Origin of the sequence: Streptococcus parasanguinis (assembly GCF_000963275.1) — a bacterium.
GTDB classification, from domain to species: domain Bacteria; phylum Bacillota; class Bacilli; order Lactobacillales; family Streptococcaceae; genus Streptococcus; species Streptococcus parasanguinis_B.
Genome location: NZ_JYOW01000001.1, coordinates 738703 through 760442, shown reverse-complemented (window position 1 = coordinate 760442; position 21740 = coordinate 738703). Strand labels below are relative to the sequence as shown.

Here is a 21740-nt window from a genome sequence, read left to right as displayed (position 1 = left end):
CATTCTATTGTTTTCGTCTCAGTGAGCGTTTTTTTCTGTAATAAGTTTTAATCTAATATGTTATAGTTGATGAGATTGTAGATGAGGTAGGAAAATCAAGAACAATTGTATACCTAATTATGCAAAAGGCTATAGAACACTTAGCAGATGTATTTACTACAGATTGATTTATACCTATGTAAAACTATAAGGTTACATATTTAAAAATAGTAAGGTTTTGGTAAAGTACAGGAGTTTTTATAGAATAAAAAATGAGAAAAAATCTCAAAAAATGGAGAATTAAGAAGTTATTATGGTATAATTTAGGCAGTAATAAATAAGGAAAAAAAGATGAAAAAAATTTCAATCTTTATTGATGACTCAGGGGTTTTCCACTCCAATCATAACTACTTTGTGTATGCAGGTTTTTGCTTTATTTCTGATGAGGACAAAATATCTGCTAAAAAACGCTATCGCTCTCTTAATACAAAAATAAAAAAAGAAAAAGGCGTAGAGGGAGAACTTAAGGCGTCAAACATTGAGAAAAAACATAAAAACACCCTATATAAAGTTCTTAGAAATGAGATTAGTTTTTCTGTATCAGTAAATTTAAAACGTGTCCATTCAGGTGTTATGAAAGATAAAAAGTCACGTCAACGATTTAAAGACTATGCTCTAAGGAGAGTAGTGAAAGAATTGTTTAAAAAGTTACTTGAGCAAGGCGCAATAAGTAAAGGCGACGACATTGAACTTTATTTAAATATTGACCAGCAAGGTATAGCTACTAATGGTTTGTATGGTTTAGGCGAGGGTATCCATGAGGAGTTTAAGTATGGTATCAATAACTTTAACTACGGGAATTTTTACCCTCCGATTTTAGAGGGGGAATTCATAGTTTATACAAAATCATGTATCTCAGCAAATGACTACCTTATACAAGCTGCTGACATCTTAGCTAATAGAGTTTGGAATTCTTATGAGAAACAAATAAAAGAGCTGCTAAATATCCCTAATCATATAAATTTAAATTTACCGTAGTTTTTACTTGCCAAAAATCTTCACGTGGTATAAAATGGAATTACAGGTATAAGTACACTGTTTAAACATCTGAAATGTGATTAAAGCAATTAAGTGTATGTTAAGTACTCCACACTCAGATGGAAAAGCACCGTATGGTGCTTTTTTTTGTAATCTTTTGATATAATATTACTGAGGAAATGAAGTAGAAAAATATCGAACGCACACGCACCCGAAAGGGTATCTGAGAGGTGGGGAATGTCCGTCCCACCATTTCCTATTGAGGCTATAAGCCTCTTTTTTAGAATTTTAGCAACTGAGAGAGGGCTAAAAATGAGTGAACAACTTTGGAACTACCTACGCTCAAGAGTTCAGGTAGTAACTAGTGACGGTGAAGTCATAAATGGTTTTGTCACAGATTTTATTGACGAAATGGACAATGATGAACAGGATGAAATCACTATCCTCATTGACAATCCTAGACCTGATGAACCAACTGAGATTTCTCTCTTTGAGAGCGAAATTATCTCAATTAAAGCAATCTCATAGCGCTTAGAACAATCTAGGCACTTTTGCCCGCCTTACTTGAAAGAAAACACTACGGAAAAGGATTTATATGGCAATTTTAGATGATTTACAAGCGTTATACGATAATGGTTGGGATGCCTCTTTTGATTATAATGGTCAAGCTTGTGGGATTTTCATTCATTCTATTCATGATATTGTAGTGGTTATTGGAGATAAAGAATACCAGGTATCATCATTAAATGATCTGATTTCTTTAAAAATTGGTGGTAATACTTTAATAAATATTATGGATGGTATTGAAGTACAGTATTATTAAAATAAAAAGCACCTATAACAGGTGCAATTTACTTGCTTATTAAACACATCACTTTAATTAACCTTTTAGTTACCCTTTATGTTTTCTCTACTTTTTTATAAAATGAACTTTGGTAGAAAACAGGTCAAAAAACAGAGCAGGCTTAGGCCTGTTTTTATATACCTTTTAATTCGTCACTTATCAATTTTCCCCAACTCTCTCAACCGTTCCTGTCCCAACTTCAACATCTCTTCCTCTACCTTACTCCATTTTCCGAAGAGGCATTCTTGTAGAACTTCTGCTGCTGAGATTTGATCTATTTCCGAATCATAAACACACGATTGATCTCTTTGATAAATTTGAATTTGATTAAAAATTTTGTCATTTTCTAACTCTCGTAAGTTATCAACTAAATGTTCTACAATTCCATCATGGTGTGCTTTGGGAGTCGCTCTAGCTTGACTAGGATCTATAGCATAGAGCTCTTCATAACGTATCAAGGTACTGAGATAGGACAATTCTGGCTTGGTCGCAATTAGTGCAAGTGAGACTTGATATCCTTTTGTTATCAATAATTGTGCCGTTTTTCTAGGAACTTCTGTTGTTCTCAAGGTACCCTCGATTAATAAATGATAACCTTTTTTACTCAACTCATCTACAAGATATTCAACCATTTGTCCCGCGAATACTTTGGTATAATCCACACTATCTTTGCCATACTTTTCCTGTAGTCCAAGGTAGTTCGGATGAAAAGAGCGATAACTATCTCCATCAATGATAATGATATTGCCTTGAAATTCCCTTTGTTTCACACGATGAATCGTTGTCTTACCAGCACCACTCTGTCCACCGAGTAAAATAGCTTTAGGCTGAGATGAGCTTGTTTTTCCACGAGTTAAAGAACGAACGAGTCGTTTGGATGCTCGTTCAAAATCATCTTGACTAAATTCTTCTAGTTTCATTAAGCCACCACCAGATGACGAGCTTGTTCTAGCATACGTTCAATGCCATCCAAATAGCCATTATATCGCTCTACATCCTCAAAAGTTGCAACAAGATAAATCTTCGTGTTAATCAAATCAGAAAGATCGTCGCTCATTAGAACCCAAGGATTCAAAGTATCATCAAATGCAATTCCTTGTTCATCTTGAAAACGATAAAGTTGCGCTAAGATATTCGCACCTCGTTCTTTAATCACTTCAATTTTCAGAGTTAACTGATAATCTTCTACTGGTGTGAGCATTTTTTCCTCCCCTACAATATCGATATAGGAAACATTAAATTTTTTGCAGATACGATCGATTAATTCTGTCGAAACTCGACTCGTCCCATTTTCATAACGACTCAAACTATTTCTAGAGATACCAACAATCTTTGCAAACTCAGGCTGCGTTAATTTATGTGTTTTACGTAACGTTTTTATATTTTCTCCAATCATGTAATTCCTCCTTTTATTTATTTCTATTATAGCACAAATAATAAAAACGCACCAAAAATGGTGCGTTTGTTCTTTCGTTCTAGGCGAATGAAATATTCCATCTGTTACATTGATGGCAAACCAATCATCTAAAAAAAGTTAAAGGATAAAGATATGAAAATCACTTTTAGCAATCCTAAAAATGTCTTATAAAATATAAGAATCATTAAACACAGGAAAGCACTCTGACTTCTTGTCAAGAGTGCTTTCCTGCTATTTTTAGCCAACTAAACCACTAAAGAATTTGACAATGGCATTCCAGATGGCTCCGAAGAAGCCGGCAATGGCATTCCACGCATTTGTGAAGAAGTTTCCACTGTCTTTTAGAATAGCATTGGTATCAAAATTGAGATTGATATTATTAAAGGTATCGCCTGCCTTATCAACGATACTATCTTTCAGATCCGACAAGGTCTTCGTAAAGCTTTTGCTACTGATAACACTACTCTTTGAAAGATTCACAGCGAAATTCACGATCAAATTGATCTGGTTACCCGTCACGGTTGTATCCAGCTTATAATTTTTCAGGGTTTCTTCGACGATCTTTCGAATATCATCCTTGCTTAAATCCTGATTGTTCTGTTTAGCATTGGCTACTGCTGTTTTAATGTCGGTCAATGCCACGTTTAACTTATCCGCATCGAAGTTTTTCTTACCAGCGTTTTCTTCATTGATCCCGGATAGAGTCTTTAACTCTTCTTGGGCCAGATCTTTGCTTTCTTGAGAAACTTTGGCACCATTTTTCTCAAGCGAGTAATAGATCCCAGCCAAGGCACTTTCTCCAGTCACTTGTATAGGTGAAGCTACTGTAATTTGAGCATGCTCCAATCCAAGTGTAACGGCTGCATTACGATACATATCTGCAGTGACCTTGGTGATGTTTTGAGGTGTCACGATATTGACTTCTAGTGGCTTATTTTTGCCTAGCTTTTGAATTTTAACAGAGGAATATAGTTCCAAACTATCATCGTTGGCAACGTTCATAATCGAAGAATAAACCTCTGGTGTCATGGTCTTCCACTCCTCTTTATCTTTTGAACTATCGTAGTTCAAGAGACTCAAGGTTTGTTCGATTTGACTTTGGTCCAACGAATAGCCCAAAACATAGTCTGGCTTGACATAGGTTTCATCAATGACTTTCTGCACATTGCTATCTGCAGAAACACGTGGGACAGCTGTAAACAAGGCTAAAGTCGTCGTTACAAACAATGCAATCTTCTTTAAATTCATCTTTTTCTTCTTTCTAATTCAAATCAACTCTGGGCATCTCATATTACCTTTCTCACCTCACTAGAGATGAAAAAAGAAGTAAATAAAGAGTTTACCCACTTCGATTTTCATTATACAGTTGATTTCTTAAAACTAGCTTACAGTTTTTTTAAGAATGCATGACATTTTTATTTTCCCCAAAGAAACTGGATCAACAGCTTATCTACTATTGGATTTTCATGAAGTTGGCTGTGCTGGGCACCTTTGCCATCAATCTTTTCTTCACGGTAGCTTTTTGCGCGCTCTGCTACTAGGTAACGAAGGGCTTTCGAAGAAACATTGAGAACCGATCCATCCGTCTCTCCACCGATATCACCATAGATATTCAGCACATCGATTTGATTTTCAGGATAGACTTCCCGAAGAGCTAAAAGATGCTGGTACTGCTCATTCATTGCGGAGGGTTTACCAGTTTGCGTATCTAGAGTCAACCCCTGGGGTAGGTTCATCCCTTCGATTCCAGCAACATGGTTTGCAATGGCGACCTGCTTGATAATTTTTGGTAAATTCTCATCACTTCCATGTTCCAGAAGATAATATAAGACAGACATATTTCCCATAGAATGAGCGACAAGGTTCATCTCTTTAAAATGATAGGTCTCTTGAAGCTTTTTGACCACCTGATAGGCATAATTGCTGATGACTTTTGGATCTGGCGTGCGATTGTTTTGGTATTCCACTTTGATTATTGGATTGACTGCGCCTTTTGGAATGGTCCCTGTCAGCCTTACCTGCCCATCATCAGCCACGTTTGCAGTGATGACGGTTTGTGTCACCCCTGCTTTTTTTGCCGCATCTGTCATGTGTTTTTCTGCATTGGCACTCGATCCATAACCATGAAAAAATAAGGTAGGACGACTACTTTGTAGGTAATTCGTGTGGTCCAGCTGCGTTTTTTGTTGATACTTCCCCAAAAATGCGATACATAGGAGAATCAACCCCAAAAGCAGTCCGTAGAATGATTTTTTGTTCAATAGGAACTCCTCAAGATAATTTAAAACTAACTAGTATTTTATCATAGCTATTCAATGATTTCAAAATATTGAGAATGAAAGAGCCAAAATATACAAAAGATCGAACAATTAAGGAGATAGATAAGAGGCCAGACTACTTGTCCGACCTCTGAATTGATTGATTAAAACCATGAAAATAGCTTCATAATCGTCATATTGGTTTCTACTAAACGGGAATAATAAATATTGCCACCGTTTATGTATAGTTCCATCCCGTTTAAAAGAGAGATAGGGTGGAGGTAAAGATAAGTTTCACCGGTAACATTGCCAAGACTTGGCGCTACTACATCCCGTGAATAAGCGCGGGCCAACTCTAGGGAATTTGTCCCACCGTGTTTAGCCACATAATCAATGTAGTCTTTCCCGAAATTATAGGCTTGAACGGCTGTCCAGCTATCAACGCCTTTTTTCTTGGCTTCTTTTAACTCATCTGAAAGAGTCTGAATACCTTGGCGAATACTGGCCTTATTATCACTAATGGTATTGGTTTCACCACTTGCACTCTCACTTGCCTGCATGACATCGTCCTCTCGACCTTTGGTCTCAGTATAGATCATAGCAAGAATGAGGTTTTCATTGGCCGTGGTGTCCTCTTCAGCAAGGACTTCTCTAACCAGGGAGCGGTACTGCATGACTTGTTTGACATCATGGTGGATCTGAATTCCCTTGTAGATTCCAAATATTAGTAAGATGAATAAGAAGATCTTCACTATACGTTTAATCATTATTTACTCTGTATATCCTCAATATTTTTGATCAAAATAGAATAGGTTCCGTTCTCGTTTAGAATAAATTCAACAGATTCTGCATCTTCATAGACATTATTCGGAACGATTAGTTCAATTCCATTTGACAATGACAATTTCTGATTTTCGAACTTCTTCAACTGGCGACTGGCATCAATCTCTTCAAAAGTGACAGGCTCAGGCACAGCTTCTTTAACTTGGTCAATAAAACTGAGACGAGCTGTCAGATTGTCGTTGAAGAGATCATCCGCTAATTTCTCTGGAGAGAGTTTATTTTCTTCCTCAATATGGTTAAAAATAGCTGATTTAACCTTTGATTGAAATTGAAAATCGTCTGTGTTAAAGCTTTCCGCAATCTTCTGAGCTGTTTTTTCTAGTGCCTTGATCGATTTTTTAGGGGAGATCTTGGGTTGCGCCTGCAACAGATTCTCAGAAAAATAGTTCAAGAACGTCCCATTGTACTTGATCCGTTTTTCAATCAAGTGGTATTTGCGACTTTGAAGATTGATGACCAAGGCCTCATCAGCACCAGTGCCAAAACCAGGTAGATTATTTTGCGTCAGCTTAATCGGATTATCCACTTCACCACCAAGATGGGTCAGGGTTTCCCGTAAGGCAATCCGAAGAAAGGCAAAATGGTCCACCCCTTCTTTTGAGAATTGAATGAACACCAAATCGTTGGTTTTTTGATTCTCAGAGACGACAAATTCTTCCTTCCAACGATTCGCTACTGCGACCGAAGTTTCTAGTAGGTCATCTGAAATCATCTCAAGAAAAGGATTGTCCTCTTCGAAAATACCGGTCCTGGCTTCATCAGAATAAACCCGTTCAATCTTTTTGCGCAAGTATTCCTCAATTTTAGGCGTGATATTGAGCAATTTATCTGCCAGATAAAGATCGGTATCGTCGGAGCTAAATTGATGAATGATGGCTTTTTTTACGTAAATATCCATAAGATGGTTTAGTCCTCGTAAAGTGGAAAGGCGTCTGTCAAGGCTTTAACTTGGCTACGCACTTTGTCTAATACTTCTTGATTGTCCGCATTCTTCAGCGCTTTGATCATCAGTTCAGCAACGGTGCGACTTTCTTTTTCACCAAAACCACGAGCGGTGATGGCAGCTGCACCAATCCGAATCCCACTGGTCTTAAATGGAGACAAGGTTTCATAAGGAATAGAGTTCTTGTTGAGGGTGATATTGACTTCATCCAACAAGTTTTGCGCCACTTTCCCATTTTCAACGACTTTAGTGACGTCGACAAGGAAAAGGTGGTTCTCTGTTCCGCCTGAAATGACACGGAAATCAGGATCTTGCAAGAAGACATCAGCCATGGCCTGACTGTTCTTAATCACGTTAGCTGCATACTCTTTAAAGGCAGGATCCAACGCTTCTTTGAAAGCGACAGCTTTGGCTGCAACGACATGCTCCAACGGTCCTCCTTGAATACCAGGGAAAATAGCAGAGTTAATTTTCTTAGCTAACTCCTCATCATTAGTCAAGATCAGGCCTCCACGAGGGCCACGAAGGGTCTTGTGAGTAGTCGTAGTCGTGATATGGGCATAAGGAACTGGACTTGGATGGAGACCCGCTGCCACGAGACCAGCAATATGGGCCATGTCAACCATGAGCTTTGCTCCTACTGCATCCGCAATCTCACGGAATTTAGAGAAATCAATGATATGAGAGTAGGCTGAGGCACCAGCGACGATGAGTTTTGGCTTCACTTCTTGGGCTTGTTTTAGGATGGCATCAAAATCCAAGAGCTCTGTTTCAGGATCTACACTATAGGACACAAAGTTATAGGTTTGACCAGAGAAGCTCACAGAAGCTCCGTGCGTCAAATGCCCACCGGCAGCTAAATCCATCCCCATGACAGTATCACCAGGCTCAATCAAGGCCATATAGGCAGCACAGTTTGCCTGACTTCCTGAATGTGGTTGAACGTTGGCAAATTTAGCACCAAAGATTTCTTTGGCCCGTTCAATCGCGAGACTTTCGACCACATCGACCACATCTGTCCCGCCATAGTAACGACGGCCAGGATAGCCTTCGGCATACTTATTTGTCAGAATAGACCCTTGAGCAGCCATCACTGCCTTAGAGACAACATTTTCAGAAGCAATCAACTCAATATTGTTTTGTTGACGCTCTTCCTCTTTAGCGATCGCATTCCATAGGTCTGCATCATAAGCTTTGTAATCTTCTTTATCAAAAATCATCGGTCTACTCCTTTATAAAAAATTATTTATGTACATTATCACTGAGGAAGTTCATCTTCCTCAAAAGAAAGCTCTGGCACTTGTGCAAGCAAGTCAGCTTTCGTTATAGAACCTTGCCGCAAAATCCTGGCCTTGGAACCAGAGATATCCAAAATAGTTGAATCTTGTCCAGTCAAGAAGTCATCATCCTCTATACCAGGAACCACTTGATCAAACTCGCTTACAATAGCCTGATACTTTGTTCCACTTGCATGACCTGAAAGATTGGCTGAGGGACCAACCAAAGGACCGTATTTACGAATTAATTCCAATGTTTTTGGGTGAGCCGGAATACGGAAGCCAACCGTATCCAAGCCTGAATGAATCCAGCCAGGTACATTTTCATTTGCCTGAAGAATAATAGTGAGAGGCCCTGGTAAAAATGAATCAATCAGTTTTGTTAAATAGCTAGGTTGATCTTTCGAATAAATTCGAATTGTATCTTCATCGGCTACATTTAAATTCAGAGCCTTTTCTCTAGGCCTACGTTTTAATTCGTAAATATAATCAACTGCCTCTTGGTCCAAAGCTTTAGCGAAAATACCATAGACTGTTTCAGTTGGCAGAATAACCGCACGGCCTGCTTCTAATTCTTTCTCAATGTGATCCATTGTCTACTACTACCATTCTATCTTGTCCAAATTGGTCTTTCAGAACTCGAACGCGTTTGTCAGGAAACGCTTCTTGAAAGAGCTCTTTTACTTTGGCTCCTTGCTTATAGCCAATTTCTAGATAGATCTTTCCGTCTGGTGTTAAAACACTTGGTGCTTGCTGGGCAATCTTTTCGTAGATAGCATATCCATCACGATCCGCAAAAAGAGCTAAGTGGGGTTCAGAGGCTAAAACATTGGCTCCGACTTCTTCTACATCATCATGGGAGATATAAGGAGGGTTGGACACAATCAGGTCATAGGGACCTGGTAGCTGCTCCAAAACATCTGACGACTTAAATTCAAGGAAAGCTTCTAACTGCTTGGCATTTTCTTGAGCCAGGGCTAAAGCCTCTTCTGAGACATCACTAGCTTGAACCTGCCAGGTAGGTCTAGCAAGGGCTAGGCTAATAGCAATAGCCCCACTACCTGTTCCGATATCTAGAACTCGTAAGGCTTTCTCATCGTTTTCTTCAAGAATAAGAGCGACCAATTCTTCCGTTTCAGGTCGTGGAATCAGCACACGCTCATCAACTGTAAAAACATGACCAAAAAATTCTGCGCTGCCAATAATATATTGGGCAGGGACGTGATGTTTCAGCTGCTCAAAGATGGATAGAAGCAAGGCCTGATCCTCTACTTTTACTTCTGTTTGCAAGGCAAGGACAAAGTCTGTAAAGGTCCAGTTTTTTAAAGCACGATACGCGAAGGAGAGGCTTTCTGGTTCCTCTCCAATGGCTATTAATTCTTCTTCATACTGGGCTAATAATGGTCCCAACAACATTATTTGTTCAACTCTTCTAGTTTTTGTGTTTGATCATACAAGACCAAAGCATCGACCACTTCATCTAATTTACCAGATAAGATGGTATCCAGTTTTTGAAGGGTCAAGCCAATCCGGTGATCGGTCACACGGTTTTGAGGGAAGTTGTAAGTCCGGATCCGCTCTGAACGGTCACCAGTCCCGATAGTAGACTTCCGCTCAGCGTCTTGCTCGTCTTGGGCAATCTGAGCAAAGTGGTCAGCCACACGCGCACGGATGATCTTCATGGCTTTTTCGCGGTTCTTTTGTTGCGTCCGTTCTTCCTGCATCTCGACCTTGATATTGGTTGGCAAGTGAACGATACGAACGGCTGTAGCGACCTTGTTGACGTTCTGTCCACCCGCACCAGATGCGTGGTAGATGTCAATCCGAAGGTCTCTTGGATCAATGTCATACTCGACTTCTTCGATTTCTGGCATGACCAGAACTGTGGCAGTTGAAGTATGGACACGACCTTGGCTTTCTGTCACTGGAACCCGTTGCACCCGGTGGGCACCAGATTCATACTTGAGTTTCGAGTAGACTGATTGACCAGAAACCATGGCTACGACTTCTTTGATCCCACCAACGCCATTGTAGGAAGCTTCCATGACTTCAAAGCGCCAGCCTTGGCTTTCTGCATATTTTTGGTACATCTGCAAGAGGTCACCAGCAAACAATTGGGCTTCGTCTCCTCCAGCTGCCCCACGGATTTCCAAGATAATGTTCTTGTCATCGTTTGGATCTTTAGGAAGAAGTAAGATCTTCAATTTTTCTTCGTACTCTTCTTTTTCAGCCTTAGCATCTTTTAGCTCTTGCTTGGCCATTTCTTCCAAATCCGCATCGCCGCCTGCTTCCTTAATCATTTCTTCAGCGTCGACAATGTTTTGAAGGACTTGTTTGTACTCTCGGTAAGCTGTCACCGTATCACGGCTGGAAGCTTCTTCTTTTGAAAGCTCCATAAAGCGTTTGGTATCAGAGACCACATCTGGGTCACTCAGTAATTCTCCTAACTCTTCGTATCGGTCTTCTACAGCTTGTAGTTGATCATAGATATTCATGTTTGCTCCTTAATTCTTGGTTGTTAGATCATAGATTGCTACAATTTCGTCTTCTATGACTTCGCCAGTTTCTTTAAATCCATAATGGAGATAGCAAGATCTCGCTTGATGATTTTCCGGTTCATAAGATAACCAAAGACTTGTTGCTTTTCCAGCTGGCTCTGTTCGAACAAAGTCAATGACTGCATCCATAGTCGGTTTAAAATAGCCTAAACCTTGAAATTCTTTATCGATCATAAAACGAAATAACAAGTAGTTCCCCTTGCTGATCCCAATTTTCTGGTCATAGGCAATCATAACAAAACCAACTAATACTTCCTTATCATAAACTGCTAAGGGAGCTATAAAATCACCATTTTTATCATATACATAGGCTTCAGCTAAACTAATGGAATTGGATGCAATAAAATTCCTTTGGTTTGGATGAACTTCTAGATTTAAAACGTCAAAATAATTCTCTATTGTAATATCTTTTAAACAAATAGACATTATTATCCTCTCTAAAACGTTCTAGACGCTTTCAGTTGGTATGTCTGGATTAAAATAATGTTTGCGGCAAACGGAGATATAGGTCTCGTGTCCACCGATCTGGATCTGCTCTCCATCATAGACAGGTTTACCCGCTTGGGTACGCAAGACCATGGTCGCCTTGCGGGAACAGTATTGGCAGATGGTTTTGATCTCCTCGATCTTGTCGGCTAACAAGAGGAGGTGTTTGGAACCTTCAAAGAGTTCATTTCGGAAATCATTTTTGAGGCCAAAAGCCATGACCGGCACATCCAGTTCATCAACGACTCTTGCCAAGTCATAGACATGGTGGCGTTTCAAAAATTGAGCTTCATCGATTAACACACAGTAAGGTTTGATTGTTTGGTTTTTAATAAAGCCAAAGATATCCGTATCGTCTTCAATTGCAACGGCTTCTCGTTTCATACCGATCCGACTAGAAACCACTCCTACTCCATCTCGTGTATCGATTGCCGAGGTCATGATAACGACGCTCTTGCCTTGCTCTTCATAATTATGGGCCACCTTCAAGATCTCAATGGTTTTCCCCGAGTTCATGGTCCCATATTTATAATATAATTGTGCCATTTTCCTTCTGTTCTCTCTAAAATGTGTTTCATTATCATTTTACCATAATTTTGCTAAGCTTTGTATCTCAAAATGTGATAAAATAGTCCTATAAAAAATTTAGGAGGTGGCCATATGCCATTTGTACGAATTGACCTATTTGAAGGACGCACCTTGGAACAAAAGAAAGCCTTGGCCAAGGAAGTAACCGAAGCTGTTGTCCGCAATACTGGTGCTCCTCAGTCAGCTGTTCACGTCATCATTAACGATATGCCTGAAGGAACCTACTTCCCTCAAGGTGAAATGCGCACCAAATAATGGTTCCACTAAAAAAGCCTTTCTTGCTTGTGATATCACATAGCAGGAAAGGTTTTTTCTTATTTTTCTTGGGCTTGACGTTCTGCTTTCCGTTCTTCGAATTCTTCGTCACTCATCAAGGTTCCGCCGACATTGGCTGATTTGGCAAAGGCTGTATAGCGACGTAACCAACCGCTGGAAATTTTTGATTTGAAAGGTTTCAAATGTTTGCGACGTTCAGCAAGAGTTGCATCATCGACAAGTAGATCAAGGGTACGATTTGGTAGGTCAATCACGATTTCATCCCCATCTTCAATTAAGGCGATATTCCCACCTTCTGCTGCTTCTGGAGAAACGTGACCAATAGCAATCCCACGAGTAGCTCCTGAGAAACGACCATCCGTAATCAGAGCCACATCTTTACCAAGACCGCGTCCGACAATCTTAGAAGTTGGTGCTAGCATCTCTGGCATACCAGGACCACCCTGAGGACCTTCATAACGAATAACGACGACATGTCCCTTCTTGACAGTTCCATTGTCAATCAACTCAAGGGCTTGATCTTGTGAATCGCAACAAATAGCTTTACCACGGAAAGTAGTCACAGATGGATCGACCCCACCGACCTTGATAACAGCCCCATCTTGAGCGATATTTCCGTAAAGGATCGACAAACCACCTACAGGTGAAATCGGATGTTCGATTGGATGGATAATTTCTTCATTTTTGATTTCAGCACCAGCTACGTTTTCTTTCAAGGTTTTACCAGTAACTGTGATACGATCACCCTTGATGGCTCCTTTTTTGATCAACTGATTGATAATGGCTGGAACACCACCAGCTTCATGCACATCATGCATAGTGTAAACACTTGAAGGGGCAATTTTAGAGAGATAAGGTGTCTTCTTGGCAATCTCGTTGATATCTTTGAGATCATAGTCAATCCCTGCTTCACGCGCAATAGCCAGTGTATGAAGCACCGTATTGGTTGAACCACCCATGGCCATATCGAGCGCAAATGCATCGTCGATGGCTTCTTTGGTCACGATATCCCGTGGACGGATACCCTTTTTAATATTCTCTACCAATTGTTTGGCCGCTTGGCGAACCAATTCCCGGCGTTCATCTGAAACCGCTAGGATGGTACCATTTCCAGGAAGAGCAAGTCCTAATACTTCCATCAAACAGTTCATGGAATTGGCAGTAAACATACCAGAGCAAGAGCCACAAGTTGGACAGGCATTTTTTTCCAAGAAATCGAGCTCATCCATGCTCATATCACCAGCTTGATAAGTACCTACAGCTTCAAACAAACTTGAGAGCGTCGCCTGATGCCCTGTCATGTCAACGCCACCCTTCATGGGTCCACCAGAACAAAATACGGCAGGCACATTGGTCCGCATGGCTGCCAAAATCATACCTGGTGTAATCTTATCACAGTTGGGAATATAGAAAACACCATCAAACCAGTGGGCATTGATGACTGTTTCAGCAGCATCTGCGATCAACTCACGAGATGGCAAACTATAACGCATCCCGATATGACCCATCGCAATCCCATCATCGACCCCGATGGTATTAAATTCAAAAGGAATCCCACCAGCCTCGCGGATAGCTTCCTTCGCAACATCTGCTAACTCACGCAGGTGAACATGGCCTGGAACGATATCAATATAGGAGTTACAAATGGCAATAAAGGGCTTTTGCATATCCTTTGCTGATTTTACTTGCCCTGTTGCATAGAGGAGACCACGTGCTGGTGCTCGGTCGATCCCCATTTTGATCATATCACTTCTCATCTTGTTCTCCTTCTAGTTCTTCATTTCTACCTCCTAATCTTACCACTTTGACATCAATTGTCAAGAACTTTCAGAAAATTTATAATATTCACGGTACACAAAAAGCCTGGTTTCCCAGACTTCATTTTAGTTTGTTTGCTTTTTTTCAATCTGCCAGAGCCGAAGTTGGTAACAAATTCCACTCACGACAAGGCTAGAAATAAGGCCGATCCAATAAGCATAGGGACCGAGGTTGGTCACATGGTCAAGGAAAATCCCTAGTGGGATAGAGATACACCAATAACTAAAGACTCCTAATAAGAATGGAACGGTTGTATCCTTATAGCCCCGCAAAATCCCTTGTAGGGGTGCCGCAAAGGTATCGGCTACTTGGAAAAAGAGGCTATAGGTCATGAAAATAGCTGTTTGTTGCACAAAGACTGGATCCTTGCCGTATAGCCCTGCTAGTTGGAAGCGGAATGTATAGAGAAAGACCAGGGTGACAATGGCAAAGCCAAAGGCTGTCAGTCGTCCCAAACGGCAATATTGTTTGACCACTTCTGGTCTTCCTGCTCCCAGTTCGAAAGAAACGATAATCGCCATAGTACTGGAGATACTAACTGGGAAAGCATACATCAGGGTAGAAAAATTCATGGCCGATTGGTGGCTCGCAATGGTCAGTGATGGGAATTTTGCCATTAACAAACCAACCAGCGAGAAGATGATGACTTCTGCAAAAACAATTCCACCAATTGGAAGCCCAAGGCGCAGTACTTCTTTCATCCCTTTAAAATCATAAGGTTGAGGCTTCCACAATTGGAAAGGTGCTACCTTGGGGTGTTTGCACAAGATCAAAACCGCAATGGCCAACAAGACCCAGTAGGCCAGAGAGGTTCCAAGACCTGCTCCTGCTCCTCCCATCTCAGGAAAACCAAATGCTCCATAGATCAGGATATAGTTAAAACAAGCATTGAGAGGCAAAAGCAAGAGCATCAAGTACATGGATAGACGCGTCATGCCCAAGGTATCGAGGAAGGTCCGCACGATACTAAAGAGCAACAAAGGTAAGATTCCTAGAGAAAGGAAATATAAGTAGCGAATGGCTATTTGCGCAACAACGTTTTCTAAGCCGATCTGCTTGAGAATCATGGGTGCAATCCCCCAAACAAAGCCTATTAAGAGAATGGCCATACCAAATGACAGATAGAGGAATTGGTAAAAATCGCCAGCAATACGTTCTTTATTTCCCTTTCCTAAATGATGCCCAACAATCGGTGTCAGCGCAGAGACAATCCCTGTCAGAAAAGTAAAAAATGGATTCCACAGACTGGTAGCTGTAGAAACACCAGCCAAATCAAGGGTCCGGTACTGACCGGTCATGGCTGTATCGACAAAGCTGGCCGAATAATTGGCCAATTGATAGATTAAAATCGGCAAAAATAGACTCAAAAACAAGCGCAAGCGCTCTTTAAAGTGATAGGTTACATACATGATTCTAACTCTCTTCTCATCAAATAAGATTTTCTCCTCTTCCACTCTACTATATGTTTCTTTAAAAGTCAAAAAAACCGAAGATCCAAGGACCTCCGGTTCATGTGAGATTAGTTTTTGTTGCGGTTTAAAATAGCATTGAGAACGATCGCCAAGACACTGGCAACGACAATTCCGTTCGCAAAGAACATTTGGAATCCTGTTGGAAGGCCATTGAAGAGGGTGCTGTTGTTCAAACCAACCCCTGCAGCAATCGATACAGCAGCGATCAAGAAATTGTGCTCATTGTGTTCAAAATCAACACGCGCAAGAATCTGCATCCCTTGAATCGATACAAAACCAAACATGACTAGCATTGCTCCCCCAAGGACTGGGCTTGGAATGATTTGTGCCAAAGCACCAAACTTAGGAAGGAGACCAAGAAGAACAAGGAAACCAGCCGCATAGTAGATTGGAAGACGAGTCTTGATACCAGACAATTTCACCAAGCCAACGTTTTGTGAGAATCCAGTGTAAGGGAAGGTGTTGAAGATACCACCGAGGAGAACGGCCAACCCTTCAGCGCGGTACCCATTGCGAAGGCGCGTGCTATTAATTGGATCTTTGGTAATATCAGAAAGAGCGAGATAGACACCTGTTGATTCCACCATAGAAACTGTTGCGATGATACACATCATTAAGATTGAGGTGATTTCAAACTTAGGAGCTCCAAAGAAGAAAGGTGTTGGAACGTGAACGACTGGTGCTTGCGTCACAGGTGTGAAGTCTACCAAGCCCATAGAAGCCGCAATGGCAGTACCTACGATCAAACCAATCAAAATTGAAATGGATTTAATAAAGCCAGTCGTATAGATATTAACGACTAAAATGATGAGAATAGTCACCACAGCCAAAATCAAGCTTTGAACGGTTGGTTTTGGCGCATTATTTCCCATATTTCCAATCGCTACTGGAATCAAGGTCAAACCAATGGTTGTAATAACGGATCCCGTTACAATTGATGGGAAGAGGTTGGCAATCTTAGAGAAGAAACCAGAGACAAGGATGACATAAATCCCTGAGACAATCAAGGCACCAAACATGGCACCACTACCATGGCTAGCCCCGATCATGCTGAGAGGAGCCACAGACTGGAAGGCAACCCCAAGGACTACCGGAAGACCGATCCCAAAGTATTTATTGAGCTGCACTTGAAGGAAAGTTGCGACCCCACACATGAAGATATCTGTAGAGATGAGGTAGGTTAGTTGATGAGCGTTATAGCCCAAAGCTCCTGCGATCATGATCGGCACCAAAATAGATCCCGAATACATGGCCAAAAGATGTTGCAAGCCTAGAATGGCCGCCTGTGAATGGCTTTCTTGTTTTTGCATTAGATGTCTGCCTCCTTGAATACAACCTGACCATTTTCAAAACGGTCCAAACGTGCGAGGGATACAACTGGATATCCCAACTCTTCTAACAATCCCCGTCCATCTTGGAAGGATTTTTCAATCACGATCCCAATCGCTTCGACTTGAGCCCCGGCTTGTTCGATGATTTGAATCAAGCCTTTGGCTGCTTGCCCATTTGCAAGGAAATCGTCAATGATCAAAACCTTATCTGATGGATCCAAGAATTTACCCGCAATTGAAACGGTGCTGGTGACTTGCTTGGTAAAGGAATAAACCTCAGCCGTCAAGATGCCCTCATTCATCGTGATGTTTTTCGCCTTTTTAGCAAAGATCATGGGAACATCCAGTGCTTCAGCTACATAAAGGGCAGGTGCAATCCCAGATGCTTCAATGGTCACGACTTTGGTCACACCAGCATCTTTGAACCGGTCCGCAAAAGTCTGACCAATTTCTTTCATCAATTTGAAATCCACTTGGTGGGTCAAAAAGGAGTCCACCTTGAGGATACTCTCACCTAAAACATTGCCATCTTTTAAGATGCGCTCTTCAAGTAATTTCATACTTCCTCCTACTTTTTTAAAAAATCCTCTACTCATTCACAAAACACAAAAAGGCCTGCTAAGCAAGCCTTGAAATCTCTCTAGAAAGAGAGATAATCCCGACTTACTTATTGTTAGGTGTTCCGGCACCTTGTAGAAACATCACGCCCATTCGTGAAATAAATAAGTAATTCAATTAGTGTGCATCGCCATTCCAGATAGAATTCTTAACGATCACATAGTCAACGTGTTTCAAATCTGCTAATTTTCGGCCTCCTGCATAAGAGATCGAACTTTGCAAATCTTGTTCCATTTCCGTTAAGGTGTCTTGCAAATGACCCTTGGCAGGCAATAAAATCTTCTTACCTTCGACGTTCTTATAAGCGCCTTTTTGGTACTCGGAAGCAGATCCATAGTACTCTTTGAAAGACTCTCCATCAATCTCTACTGTTTTACCAGGACTTTCGATATGTCCTGCAAAGAGAGAACCGATCATGACCATAGACGCCCCGAAACGAATCGATTTGGCAATATCACCATGAGTCCGAATACCACCGTCCGCAATGATTGGCTTACGAGCTGCTTTTGAGCACCAGCGAAGAGCAGCCAATTGCCAACCACCTGTACCAAATCCAGTCTTAACTTTGGTGATACAAACCTTACCAGGGCCGATTCCGACCTTAGTCGCATCAGCTCCCGCATTTTCCAATTCACGAACAGCTTCAGGAGTTCCAACATTTCCAGCAATGACAAAGGTATCTGGCAATTCTTTCTTGATGTGTTGAATCATCCGAATGACACTATCCGCATGACCGTGTGCGATATCAATAGTGATGTACTCAGGCGCATCTGCCTTTAATTGACTCACAAAGTCGTATTCGTATTCCTTAACACCAACCGAAATGGAAGCGATCAAACCTTGATCATGCATGCGTTTGACAAAAGGAATCCGACCCTCTTCATCAAAACGGTGCATGATGTAGAAGTATCCACCACGCGCCAACTGCTCTGCTACATTCTCATCCAAAATCGTCTGCATATTGGCTGGAACAACTGGAAGCTTGAAGGTATGGTTTCCAAATTGAACGGTTGTATCTGCTTCTGACCGGCTATTGATGATACATTTGTTGGGAATCAACTGAATATCTTCATAGTCGAAAATAGGAAATTCATTTAACATAGATTGAAAAATCTCTTTTCTAAAAACTGACCTACCTATGCGCAAGCGCATCGCTACGTCTCTTGACGTTTCCTTGATAGATTATACCAAAGATACGGACCTAATGCAATGGGAATGATTTTATAGGAAACAACGTTCGGAAATTACAAGACAAAAACCCGTTTCAAAAAGAGAAACAGGTTTTATTTATGAACATTTTGGAGCCAATTGTTGACTTCTCTAGCTACAATTTCTGGCGCCTCTGTATACAGTTCGTGCCCCAAACCTTCTAGCAAGACTTGCTTGATCTGGGGATCTAGTTGCTTCAGAGCATCTTTTCTCCATTCAGGTTCTTCTTGGTATCGAGGCCCGATAAAGAGGACAGGCAGGTCTGCCAGTGGAATCTGGTAAGTCTTGATCTGACGCCGTAGACGCAATAAAGCCATGACCTTTTCGAGATCCAGATTTAATTCATATTGTTCACTCACTGGATTCCAGCGATAGCTGGCCTCTACTGCTTTTCGCGCTATAGGCATCGGATCTGCTCCATCACCAAGTTCTGATAACACAGCTTCTTCTAAAGTTGCAAAGACTTGCTGCTGCATGAAGGACGCCGTTCCTTCTAGTTCTTCTTCAAGAGGCAGGATCTTTTCCATATCCAGATAACCCCCATCCAGGAGAATCAAAGCCTGGATCTGAGGAAACTCACTAGCCAGATATCGAGCCAAATCTCCACCCAAGGAATGACCCAATAAACAGATTTCTTCCGCCTGGCCAATCCGACCTTGAAACCAAGCACGAAGATCGTTTTCTGTCTGAATCATTTCCCTATAGGGATCTAGAAAAGTCACAGGAAAGCCAAGCTCTTCAATAAGTGGAGCCAGATGGTAGCCATTGCTACCTAAGCCACCGATAAAATAAAACTGCATGTGTTTTGTCCTAACTGTTAAAATTTTGAAAACTATAAGTGATCTCGATGTGTTTCGTACCACTCCTTGTATTCCTGATACGTATTAATCGGAGTTTGCTCATTTGTCTTTGGATCGGTTGCAATAACATCTAATTTATCCTGACCAACTGGCGCAAACCAATGGCGCATATCTTGGAAAATAGCTTCCGGATTATTGTATTCTCCTTTGCGAACTAAAATCCGTCCTCCTTTTTCTAATTTATCAAAGATTTCTGGAAACTCTTTGATAAAATTGAAAGAGTCATTCTTCAATCCGTTTTTATTTTTATTATAGCTTAGATAAAACGACCCCGTAATTCCGTTTTTTTCTAAAATATCATCTAAATTAGTGTATAAGAAAGCAAAAACTTTATTACTACTTTTTGCTTGTTCTTTTAACTTGTCTTCAGGAAGTGCCACTCCTATCTGCTCTGTATCAACATCTAAAGCAATCTCTTTCTTATCATCCTTGTTTTCCTTATTCGTTATGGAAAAAACTAAATAATCTATCCCGTTAACTGTATAATCTCTTGTCGAGTAAAAATCCAATTTATAATCCTGATTATATTTTTGTATAAGTTTAACAACATCAATTCTCTTCGGAGGATTATTTATATGATTCAGATCATAGACGTTTACGGATAATTCAACTAACCGACTGTTCCCTATGCCAACAAATTTTGCATCACTTGTGACAAAGTGATTGGATAAAACATCTGCCGGAATTGAGTTCTTTGTTTTATAGTATACATAGCGATTCTGAGATCCAAAAGTTTCTATTCTTTCCACCTTTGTTTTAACAATCTGTACTTCATGGTCTTCCTTCCACTGAACATATTTAGGCCAGACGTAGGAATAAGCTGAGTAGGTAACGAGAGCTAACAAAATCAAACTCACAATCGCCTTAGTTCGAAAGCTGAGGGACTTCAGATATTTCATCCGATTAACATTCTCCTATCTATTTCAAGTTATTAATCAATTCTCTAGTTTTTCCACAAACTATTTCGATTAAACGAGGGGTGGGTATTACTCCGGTAATTCCACCTTCAAGCTCATATCAGTCGGTTGTAACACTTTCTGAACCGCTGCGAGAAAGGCCAATCCATTATCAGATGGGGAATATTGGAAAGTAATATGGATGATTTTTTTATTAAACTTTTCACCATGTCGCTCCACATACTGCTTGCTTTCGAGGAAGTAGATGTAGTTGTTGAGTTTTTCTTGAAGTTTCAAGAGATGTTCCTCTTCTAATGACTCAATCCATTTGTTTTCATCAATCAACAACAACTCTAGATGGTCATCAGAGACCCCCATAGCATCGATGCTTGTAACATCTAGTTCAATTTTCTCAACTGTTTTAATGGTTTTTACTACCTTTGGTGGATTATAGTATTTTTCCTTGAATTCCTTAAGGATCTTCTCTACTTTTTCTTCGTCACACTGTCTGTATTCTGGATTACATTCTAATACATTACACAACCCTTCATAGATATACGAACGTTTCTGCTCATGTGATAGGTGGGAAGTGCTTTCTATAATGTTTCTTACTAACTCATCTGTTTCAATAACAAATGGAATATCATAATAATTCGTTACAAACCTTTTTTGATTAGAAATATATTGAGTGACCTTCTTTAATTTCATTAAATCATTAGATAAGCTAAAATCTTTCAAGATATCAAAGGTTCTGCTCGCTATATCCCTATCACCTTCCACATACAAAGGATATAAGCAATATTCTATCAATACCCCAATATCTGTACTATCAAGTTCATAAGAATCCCTTTGCCATATACGATATTTTGGATTTGTACCTAAAAAAGCTTCCTCCTCTTTCCCTTCTCTCATCGTATCACTATAAAAATTAACAAAAGATTCATATTCTTTAGGCTCTGGTATTTCAAATTTCTTCATTTATTACTCCATTGAATCTAAAATGAACTTTCATGACGTTTCTCTACCTTT

The 21740-nt window shown here is 40.5% G+C and carries 24 protein-coding genes and 1 riboswitch; of the genes, 4 read left to right on the top strand and 20 right to left on the bottom strand.

Going from position 1 to position 21740, the window contains the following annotated elements; all coding sequences use genetic code 11:
- The first annotated feature begins 330 nt into the window (after nt 1–330).
- The 3 genes from TZ97_RS03845 to TZ97_RS03835 all read left to right on the top strand — a co-directional run bounded on the left by TZ97_RS03845 (nt 331) and on the right by TZ97_RS03835 (nt 1840).
- Nucleotides 331–1017, top strand: coding sequence for a DUF3800 domain-containing protein (locus TZ97_RS03845; protein WP_045759447.1), 687 nt, complete (start codon nt 331–333; stop codon nt 1015–1017).
- A gap of 312 nt (nt 1018–1329) precedes the next feature.
- On the top strand, nt 1330–1545 hold the full coding sequence (locus TZ97_RS03840; protein WP_042507510.1) for a hypothetical protein: 216 nt from the start codon (nt 1330–1332) through the stop codon (nt 1543–1545).
- A gap of 67 nt (nt 1546–1612) precedes the next feature.
- On the top strand, nt 1613–1840 hold the full coding sequence (locus TZ97_RS03835; protein ID WP_045759446.1) for a hypothetical protein: 228 nt from the start codon (nt 1613–1615) through the stop codon (nt 1838–1840).
- 173 nt (nt 1841–2013) lie between these two features.
- Here TZ97_RS03835 and pezT read toward each other — a convergent pair whose 3' ends face one another.
- The 12 genes from pezT to TZ97_RS03775 all read right to left on the bottom strand — a co-directional run bounded on the left by pezT (nt 2014) and on the right by TZ97_RS03775 (nt 12189).
- The gene (gene pezT / locus TZ97_RS03830; protein WP_045759445.1) at nt 2014–2781 is read right to left on the bottom strand and encodes a type II toxin-antitoxin system toxin PezT; all 768 of its coding nucleotides are present in this window, start codon (nt 2779–2781) and stop codon (nt 2014–2016) included.
- A complete protein-coding gene (gene pezA, locus TZ97_RS03825) occupies nt 2781–3257 on the bottom strand; it encodes a type II toxin-antitoxin system antitoxin PezA (RefSeq protein WP_045759444.1) in 477 nt (158 codons plus the stop codon). Before pezA ends, pezT begins: the two co-directional genes overlap by 1 nt.
- A 258-nt stretch (nt 3258–3515) precedes the next feature.
- Nucleotides 3516–4526 (bottom strand): DUF1002 domain-containing protein, encoded by a 1011-nt coding sequence (locus TZ97_RS03820; RefSeq protein WP_045759443.1) that lies wholly within the window; start codon nt 4524–4526, stop codon nt 3516–3518.
- A 167-nt stretch (nt 4527–4693) separates the two neighbouring features.
- Nucleotides 4694–5539 (bottom strand): alpha/beta hydrolase, encoded by an 846-nt coding sequence (locus tag TZ97_RS03815; RefSeq protein ID WP_045759442.1) that lies wholly within the window; start codon nt 5537–5539, stop codon nt 4694–4696.
- A 161-nt stretch (nt 5540–5700) separates the two neighbouring features.
- Nucleotides 5701–6303 carry a lysozyme family protein gene (locus TZ97_RS03810; protein WP_003007284.1) on the bottom strand — a complete coding sequence of 201 codons (603 nt, stop codon included), beginning with the start codon at nt 6301–6303 and terminating at the stop codon, nt 5701–5703.
- Nucleotides 6303–7277: a nucleoid-associated protein gene (locus TZ97_RS03805; protein WP_045759441.1), complete on the bottom strand. Its 975-nt coding sequence runs from the start codon at nt 7275–7277 to the stop codon at nt 6303–6305. Before TZ97_RS03805 ends, TZ97_RS03810 begins: the two co-directional genes overlap by 1 nt.
- An 8-nt stretch (nt 7278–7285) precedes the next feature.
- A complete protein-coding gene (glyA, locus tag TZ97_RS03800; RefSeq protein ID WP_045759440.1) occupies nt 7286–8542 on the bottom strand; it encodes a serine hydroxymethyltransferase in 1257 nt (418 codons plus the stop codon).
- A gap of 38 nt (nt 8543–8580) precedes the next feature.
- Nucleotides 8581–9192 (bottom strand): L-threonylcarbamoyladenylate synthase, encoded by a 612-nt coding sequence (locus TZ97_RS03795; RefSeq protein WP_045759439.1) that lies wholly within the window; start codon nt 9190–9192, stop codon nt 8581–8583.
- Nucleotides 9179–10015 (bottom strand): peptide chain release factor N(5)-glutamine methyltransferase, encoded by an 837-nt coding sequence (prmC, locus tag TZ97_RS03790; RefSeq protein ID WP_045759438.1) that lies wholly within the window; start codon nt 10013–10015, stop codon nt 9179–9181. The genes TZ97_RS03795 and prmC overlap by 14 nt, the downstream gene beginning before the upstream one ends.
- The gene (gene prfA, locus TZ97_RS03785; protein ID WP_045759437.1) at nt 10015–11094 is read right to left on the bottom strand and encodes a peptide chain release factor 1; all 1080 of its coding nucleotides are present in this window, start codon (nt 11092–11094) and stop codon (nt 10015–10017) included. Before prfA ends, prmC begins: the two co-directional genes overlap by 1 nt.
- 9 nt (nt 11095–11103) lie before the next feature.
- A complete protein-coding gene (locus tag TZ97_RS03780; RefSeq protein ID WP_045759436.1) occupies nt 11104–11583 on the bottom strand; it encodes a GNAT family N-acetyltransferase in 480 nt (159 codons plus the stop codon).
- A 21-nt stretch (nt 11584–11604) separates the two neighbouring features.
- On the bottom strand, nt 11605–12189 hold the full coding sequence (locus TZ97_RS03775; RefSeq protein WP_003007269.1) for a thymidine kinase: 585 nt from the start codon (nt 12187–12189) through the stop codon (nt 11605–11607).
- 114 nt (nt 12190–12303) lie between these two features.
- Between TZ97_RS03775 and TZ97_RS03770 the strand changes: the two genes are divergently transcribed.
- The gene (locus TZ97_RS03770; protein WP_001117401.1) at nt 12304–12486 is read left to right on the top strand and encodes a 4-oxalocrotonate tautomerase; all 183 of its coding nucleotides are present in this window, start codon (nt 12304–12306) and stop codon (nt 12484–12486) included.
- A 59-nt stretch (nt 12487–12545) separates the two neighbouring features.
- Here TZ97_RS03770 and ilvD read toward each other — a convergent pair whose 3' ends face one another.
- From ilvD to ifs, 8 genes are all read right to left on the bottom strand, one after another.
- The gene (gene ilvD / locus TZ97_RS03765; RefSeq protein ID WP_003016651.1) at nt 12546–14264 is read right to left on the bottom strand and encodes a dihydroxy-acid dehydratase; all 1719 of its coding nucleotides are present in this window, start codon (nt 14262–14264) and stop codon (nt 12546–12548) included.
- Nucleotides 14265–14390: 126 nt separating this feature from the next.
- Nucleotides 14391–15734: an MATE family efflux transporter gene (locus tag TZ97_RS03760; protein WP_037607892.1), complete on the bottom strand. Its 1344-nt coding sequence runs from the start codon at nt 15732–15734 to the stop codon at nt 14391–14393.
- Between the two features lie 110 nt (nt 15735–15844).
- Nucleotides 15845–17107 carry a nucleobase:cation symporter-2 family protein gene (locus TZ97_RS03755; RefSeq protein ID WP_003001507.1) on the bottom strand — a complete coding sequence of 421 codons (1263 nt, stop codon included), beginning with the start codon at nt 17105–17107 and terminating at the stop codon, nt 15845–15847.
- Nucleotides 17107–17688 (bottom strand): xanthine phosphoribosyltransferase, encoded by a 582-nt coding sequence (locus TZ97_RS03750; protein WP_045759435.1) that lies wholly within the window; start codon nt 17686–17688, stop codon nt 17107–17109. Before TZ97_RS03750 ends, TZ97_RS03755 begins: the two co-directional genes overlap by 1 nt.
- A gap of 90 nt (nt 17689–17778) precedes the next feature.
- A riboswitch (purine riboswitch) is annotated at nt 17779–17874 on the bottom strand.
- Nucleotides 17864–18847, bottom strand: coding sequence for a GMP reductase (gene guaC / locus TZ97_RS03745; protein WP_045759434.1), 984 nt, complete (start codon nt 18845–18847; stop codon nt 17864–17866). Its footprint overlaps the riboswitch before it by 11 nt.
- A gap of 182 nt (nt 18848–19029) precedes the next feature.
- Complete coding sequence (locus TZ97_RS03740; protein WP_045759433.1) at nt 19030–19755, bottom strand: alpha/beta fold hydrolase; 726 nt, start codon at nt 19753–19755, stop codon at nt 19030–19032.
- A gap of 32 nt (nt 19756–19787) precedes the next feature.
- Nucleotides 19788–20714: a hypothetical protein gene (locus TZ97_RS03735; protein WP_045759432.1), complete on the bottom strand. Its 927-nt coding sequence runs from the start codon at nt 20712–20714 to the stop codon at nt 19788–19790.
- An 87-nt stretch (nt 20715–20801) separates the two neighbouring features.
- Complete coding sequence (gene ifs, locus TZ97_RS03730) at nt 20802–21689, bottom strand: NAD glycohydrolase inhibitor (RefSeq protein WP_045759431.1); 888 nt, start codon at nt 21687–21689, stop codon at nt 20802–20804.
- Nucleotides 21690–21740 lie beyond the last annotated feature (51 nt).

Excerpts from the sequence above, each read along its gene's own strand:
- TZ97_RS03755 (WP_003001507.1), bottom strand. The coding sequence starts at position 17,107 with ATGCAAAAACAAGAAAGCCATTCACAGGCGGCCATTCTAGGCTTGCAA.
- prfA (WP_045759437.1), bottom strand. The coding sequence starts at position 11,094 with ATGAATATCTATGATCAACTACAAGCTGTAGAAGACCGATACGAAGAG.
- guaC (WP_045759434.1), bottom strand. The coding sequence starts at position 18,847 with ATGTTAAATGAATTTCCTATTTTCGACTATGAAGATATTCAGTTGATT.
- TZ97_RS03775 (WP_003007269.1), bottom strand. The coding sequence starts at position 12,189 with ATGGCACAATTATATTATAAATATGGGACCATGAACTCGGGGAAAACC.
- TZ97_RS03810 (WP_003007284.1), bottom strand. The coding sequence starts at position 6,303 with ATGATTAAACGTATAGTGAAGATCTTCTTATTCATCTTACTAATATTT.
- TZ97_RS03750 (WP_045759435.1), bottom strand. The coding sequence starts at position 17,688 with ATGAAATTACTTGAAGAGCGCATCTTAAAAGATGGCAATGTTTTAGGT.
- ifs (WP_045759431.1), bottom strand. The coding sequence starts at position 21,689 with ATGAAGAAATTTGAAATACCAGAGCCTAAAGAATATGAATCTTTTGTT.
- TZ97_RS03740 (WP_045759433.1), bottom strand. The coding sequence starts at position 19,755 with ATGCAGTTTTATTTTATCGGTGGCTTAGGTAGCAATGGCTACCATCTG.
- TZ97_RS03780 (WP_045759436.1), bottom strand. The coding sequence starts at position 11,583 with ATGTCTATTTGTTTAAAAGATATTACAATAGAGAATTATTTTGACGTT.
- TZ97_RS03735 (WP_045759432.1), bottom strand. The coding sequence starts at position 20,714 with ATGAAATATCTGAAGTCCCTCAGCTTTCGAACTAAGGCGATTGTGAGT.
- TZ97_RS03805 (WP_045759441.1), bottom strand. The coding sequence starts at position 7,277 with ATGGATATTTACGTAAAAAAAGCCATCATTCATCAATTTAGCTCCGAC.
- TZ97_RS03820 (WP_045759443.1), bottom strand. The coding sequence starts at position 4,526 with ATGAATTTAAAGAAGATTGCATTGTTTGTAACGACGACTTTAGCCTTG.
- pezT (WP_045759445.1), bottom strand. The coding sequence starts at position 2,781 with ATGAAACTAGAAGAATTTAGTCAAGATGATTTTGAACGAGCATCCAAA.
- TZ97_RS03760 (WP_037607892.1), bottom strand. The coding sequence starts at position 15,734 with ATGTATGTAACCTATCACTTTAAAGAGCGCTTGCGCTTGTTTTTGAGT.
- TZ97_RS03845 (WP_045759447.1), top strand. The coding sequence starts at position 331 with ATGAAAAAAATTTCAATCTTTATTGATGACTCAGGGGTTTTCCACTCC.
- prmC (WP_045759438.1), bottom strand. The coding sequence starts at position 10,015 with ATGTTGTTGGGACCATTATTAGCCCAGTATGAAGAAGAATTAATAGCC.
- TZ97_RS03840 (WP_042507510.1), top strand. The coding sequence starts at position 1,330 with ATGAGTGAACAACTTTGGAACTACCTACGCTCAAGAGTTCAGGTAGTA.
- ilvD (WP_003016651.1), bottom strand. The coding sequence starts at position 14,264 with ATGAGAAGTGATATGATCAAAATGGGGATCGACCGAGCACCAGCACGT.
- TZ97_RS03795 (WP_045759439.1), bottom strand. The coding sequence starts at position 9,192 with ATGGATCACATTGAGAAAGAATTAGAAGCAGGCCGTGCGGTTATTCTG.
- pezA (WP_045759444.1), bottom strand. The coding sequence starts at position 3,257 with ATGATTGGAGAAAATATAAAAACGTTACGTAAAACACATAAATTAACG.
- TZ97_RS03835 (WP_045759446.1), top strand. The coding sequence starts at position 1,613 with ATGGCAATTTTAGATGATTTACAAGCGTTATACGATAATGGTTGGGAT.
- TZ97_RS03770 (WP_001117401.1), top strand. The coding sequence starts at position 12,304 with ATGCCATTTGTACGAATTGACCTATTTGAAGGACGCACCTTGGAACAA.
- glyA (WP_045759440.1), bottom strand. The coding sequence starts at position 8,542 with ATGATTTTTGATAAAGAAGATTACAAAGCTTATGATGCAGACCTATGG.